This is a genomic window from Pseudoalteromonas sp. G5_S1_14_S5, assembly GCF_054968605.1.
On record NZ_JBQKUM010000144.1, the window covers coordinates 1 to 3,976 of the forward strand.

The following is a 3,976-nucleotide window of genomic DNA, read 5'->3' on the forward strand; positions in this document are numbered from 1 at the left end:
TAAAAATATGTTGCAGAAGATATGAATGTTTGTTAAAAACTTTAATGACATTTTTATCATCAAGGCGGCTGACTCATCGTGCAAATGCAACATTGTCACTGAAAATACAAAGTCTAGTTCCATACAAGGTTATCCTGCAGAAATCAAACGTTGGGTACCACTAACTTTAGATTTATAGGTTTAATATGAACATCCTCAAATCACACCTTAAACGCGCATTCAACCTTGTTATCAGCTGTCTGATTCTATTGAATGTTTTTGTTTTTGATGCACAGGCCGAAGGTACTTATGAACGGTTGCGGGACTCACCGTACCAGATCTCTGACTTAGAAGGTAAGTTAGACCTTTCGCGATTAAGTTATGATAATGAAAATGAAAAAGTTTTCTCGCAGCTTATGTGGCTGTGGACTGATAACGGATGGGGGCCAAGGTTGGTCGTAGGACGTAAATCAAGGGACTTCGATGATGTCTGTGAAGAGTGCAATTACCCCTTTGCCATTCGTAACCCTGTGTTGGTGGGATATTATTCTAATGTCTTTGATAAATTCAATGAGGATCACGCCATTACTTGTACACCACATTTCAAATACAAAGGACAGGACGATTCTGTAAAAATCGCTTTTGACTTATTTGTTTTGGATTTGGGTAGCATCGTCGAACCAGAGTGTGCATCATCATACCAGTTTAGTGGACAATTGGAATACAATGAAGACCGTGGATATTATTACGAAATTATGGTCAATATAGGTTTAGACGGATATACATTTATAGACGAATTCGGCGGTTTTGTTCAAAGGTGGGTCCCGAAGCCTTTTAATGAAAATCATTATCACCAACTTTTCATGGGAGTAATGAAAGATGGCTCTAAATCTCCTAGTGATGTTAATACCAAACTAACAATCAAGCATCTGTGCGCTCGGGTGGAGTGTGAGCAACCTCCCCAAAATTTTTGGGTAAAGTTTGAAATAGACAATGACCGCGACGGGCTGATTGCTGGTATTGACTTGGATGATTTCAATCCTGACCTAGATTTCAGCATTGACACTGATTACCAAGGACATCAAATAACTGGCGGGGATCTCACCATTTCAAGTCTATCGTCCGCTTTGTATAACTTTCCTCAGGTTAACATTCTTCAACAAAACGGTTCGTTTGCACCGTTAATTAATTTACCCCAAATCTCAACTCATGGAAGAATGGTTGTAGTCGATTCTGCGGCGACTTGGGACGCACCTGGTTCAAAGAGGGCGTCCAAAGTAATTTATAATGGTAATGAAGAAGCGACCGTTGAACAATGGAAAACCTTGCGTTTTATTTACCTAAACGGCAGTTGGCAAAGAACGGATGCACGAGTTAGTGACAACTGCATGCTCTTATACAGTGAGGAGGGTTTCTCAGGTTCAATGTGGCAATATTGTGCAGGCCAGTCCGAAAGTGGTCCTGGTAAGCTTTGGAATGATAATATTGAGTCCTTTATTGTAGGCGACAATAGTGTTGCAGAATTCAATATGGACCCTTACCGATTTGGTCAAGAGCTTTATTTAGGTTTAGGTGGATATCCATCTCTTCCAGTCCATGGTGGAATCTCCTACATTAGGGTTAAAGACAAACTCACCCATATTAATGATCATCAAAATCGGGCCCTGCACGCTAATAATGCAAATTGCGCAACTGTGTATAGTGGTGTTGACTTCCTTGGAGCCAAGGCAGAGATTTGCACTTCCAGGGGAGAAACGGCAGAGCTGAATGTATTAGAAACCGATTTATGGCCAAAAGATGCGTTAGCCTACGGGATTAAATCCTACTCTGTAGGCTTAGGAGCCGTATTAGTATCGGATGATCCAAATGGGGTCACCGCTCCTCGTGGTTCTTTCTCTGACGGAACCTATTCTGGTGGTGCGACCAGTGTACAAGTACGGCTCTTTAAGGACCATCTAAAGAACGAGCAAAACTCAGTCGGAAGTGGTTGTGCAAAAATTTACAGTAAGGCTGATTATACTGGACGGAGTTGGCGGCTTTGTCTTGACCGTGCACAAGAAATTACCTCGTTCAGTGGTCACGGCAAAGATTGGAATGACAAAGTCCGTTCCATCATTGTTGGCTCGGGCATGGCCAAGAATGACTTTACGGTGAAGTTATTCGAACATGTAGAAGCTTCAAACACTATATTGGAAGTAAATCAGGGGAGTACGATTGAGAGTCTTGAATCCAACGCAAACCACGTATCCAATATTCAATTTGTCGTTAACCTAGATCGAGATGATGACGGACTTCCTAATAAGGTTGACGACGATCCCGATAGTAGATTTATCACTGTTGACCAAGACAATGACGGCATCGATGCAAGACATGATAAGGACGATAATAATCCTGATTGGGCGGTCAGCCTTAACCCTAACGCCTTTGATTTTCAAATCAAGGGAGGATCGGTTCTTGAGAAATGGCAAAATCGTGAGGCAGGCGCCAAAATTGTTGAGATAGAAATTGATTATGGGCCTAGTATCACCCTACCCGATAACGTGCCTAATGGAACGATTTTCATTTTTTTTAGAAAAGGATGGGATAGCGGGAGCTTTAATAGAACAGTTAAATATAACAATACATCAGTTGTCATTGATGGAGATCGTGTAAAACATTTTTTCATTTACAAAAATGGAAGTTGGACTTTCTCTGATGAAGATAGGGACGGAGATGATGTTCTAGACATTTTTGATGCCTTTCCTGATGATGGAAAGGAGTGGATTGATAGCGACAAGGATGGTGTTGGCGACAACTCAGATGCCTTCCCTTTTGATCCAGATATGACGAGCTTAGTCGATACCATCGGTCCCGATTGTGCCAAAATATATAGTCAGCCAAATTTTACTGGACAGAGTTGGCAACTTTGTTTAGATCGTGCTCTCGATATTACTTCGTTTAGTGGTCACGGCAAAGATTGGAATGACAACGTCGGCTCTATCATTATTGGAAAGGGCATAGCCAAGAATGACTTTGTGGTGAAGTTATTCGAAGATGTAGAAGCTTCAAACACTTTGGGTGAACTACATAACGGGACTATCACTGAGAGCCTTGAATCCAACGCAAACGGGGTATCCAACATTCAGTTTGTCGTTAATCTAGATCGAGATGATGACGAATTTCCTAATAACGTTGACGACGATCCCGATAATGCACTCATCACCGTTGACCGAGACAATGACGGCATCGATGCGAGACATGATAAGGACGATAATAACCCTGATTTTCATGACAGCTATCGCAACGATTCATCTGATTATACTGGGCATTTCAACCCCTTTTTGGGGTGGGACCATTTACTGCAAGATGGCAGCAAAAAACTTGTAATCGAAATTCCAAACTCCCAAAATGATGGGACTTTGACCCTACCAAACAATGTAGCTGATGGAACTATCATCACTTTCGTAAAGGCTAAGGGATCTTACGGTCATAAAAATATAACCATTATTTATAGTGGTAACAAAACGTTCTTCACGCACAACACCACTGAAATTCCGTTCTTGTATAAAAACGGACGATGGTTCTACACTTGGAATTCTAGTATTCATTTGGATCAAAGCTGTGTTTATGCCTACAGCGAAGAAAACTATAGGGGTCATTTCTGGCCATTTTGTTATGATGACTCCGCGATTGAAAATAACGATATATCAGGTGTCGACTCAGTCTGGGACGATAATATTGAATCCTACAAGGTCGGTTATCAGCTTAAGGTGACTTTCTATTCGGACCTTAACAAAACATGTGACAACTTTACTGTAGTTGGTACTGATTTTAGCGCTACTGATATCCAGCTTAAAAACAAGATTTCCCACATTAAACTCTCAAGATCGAAGGACAGTGGCAGCATTGATGCAGAAGGTCTTTGTGATACGGGTGTGGAAAATAGCAACGATGCGTTTGTTGACGTTCAGCTAGCGGCTTTCAACAGTGACGTTAACGGTATCAACAATACCACCTT

At 41.4% G+C, this 3,976-nt stretch carries 1 pseudogene; it reads left to right on the forward strand.

The annotated features are described in order from the left end of the window. Window positions 1-185: 185 nt before the first annotated feature. A pseudogene (locus tag ACTRWI_RS22035) lies at window positions 186-3,976 on the forward strand (hypothetical protein); the annotation flags it as partial.